An 876-nucleotide genomic window follows, 5' to 3' on the forward strand; every position below is an offset into this window, starting at 1 on the left:
AGCGCTTTGATTACCAGTTCAGCGTCTGGCTTTTCCGACAGCGCCCAGCCCACGATCCGACGCTTACAAAGATCCAGGACGACAGCCAAGTAATGCCACTTTCCTTGCGCCCAAATGTAGGTGATATCGCCGCACCAGACTTGATTGGGCGCTGGCACGTCGAACTCGCGGTTCAATGTGTTCGGGATATCCAGTCTTTCTACTGTTGCTCGTTTGTAGGCATGGGAGCCGGGTTGTTTGCTGACTAAATCAAGCTCGCGCATCAAGCTACGCACTTTGAATCGACCGAGTTGCTCACCGCCTTCACGCATCAGCGACAGGATGCTGCGACTGCCCGCAGAGCTGCGACTTTGCGAGAACAGCTCACTGACGCGACTTCGCAATCGAAGCCGTTCAACATCGGGCGTGCGGCGCCGCAGGCGCTGGGCGTAGTAACACGAGCGCGTGACGTCAAACACCTTGCACAGCCAATCAACCGGCTCATGTGCACTCAACTGGTCAATCAGCGCGAACGCTCGTGATCTTCCGACATCAAGAGCGCGGTAGCCTTTTTTAGTATTGATTTCTCTCGCTCAAGCCGAGCAATCCGGGCTTCCAGCTCCTGAATTTTTTGCTGTTCCGGCGTCAGCGCCTTGCTCTGCGGGGTGATGCCTTTATGTTCTTTCTGAATCTGGTCAACCCAGCGGCGCAATGCCGACTCACCAATGCCGAGTGAACGGCTGGCTTCGATGTAGCTGTAGTTTTGTTTGAGCACGAGGTCGGCAGCCTCGCGTTTGAATTCAGGAGTAAAGGAGCGGCGTTGTTTGGTCATCTGACACCTCGATCTGGCGAGCATTCTCGCCTAAATGGGTGTCCGGTTTCATTAGACCACTACAC

The 876-nt window shown here is 55.0% G+C and carries 1 pseudogene; it reads right to left on the reverse strand.

The features are described 5' to 3' along the window. A pseudogene (locus tag ACTD9P_RS29620) lies at positions 1-811 on the reverse strand (IS3 family transposase); the annotation flags it as partial. Between the last annotated feature and the right edge of the window lie 65 nt (positions 812-876).

Source organism: Pseudomonas onubensis (assembly GCF_965653655.1).
Taxonomy (GTDB): Bacteria; Pseudomonadota; Gammaproteobacteria; order Pseudomonadales; family Pseudomonadaceae; genus Aquipseudomonas.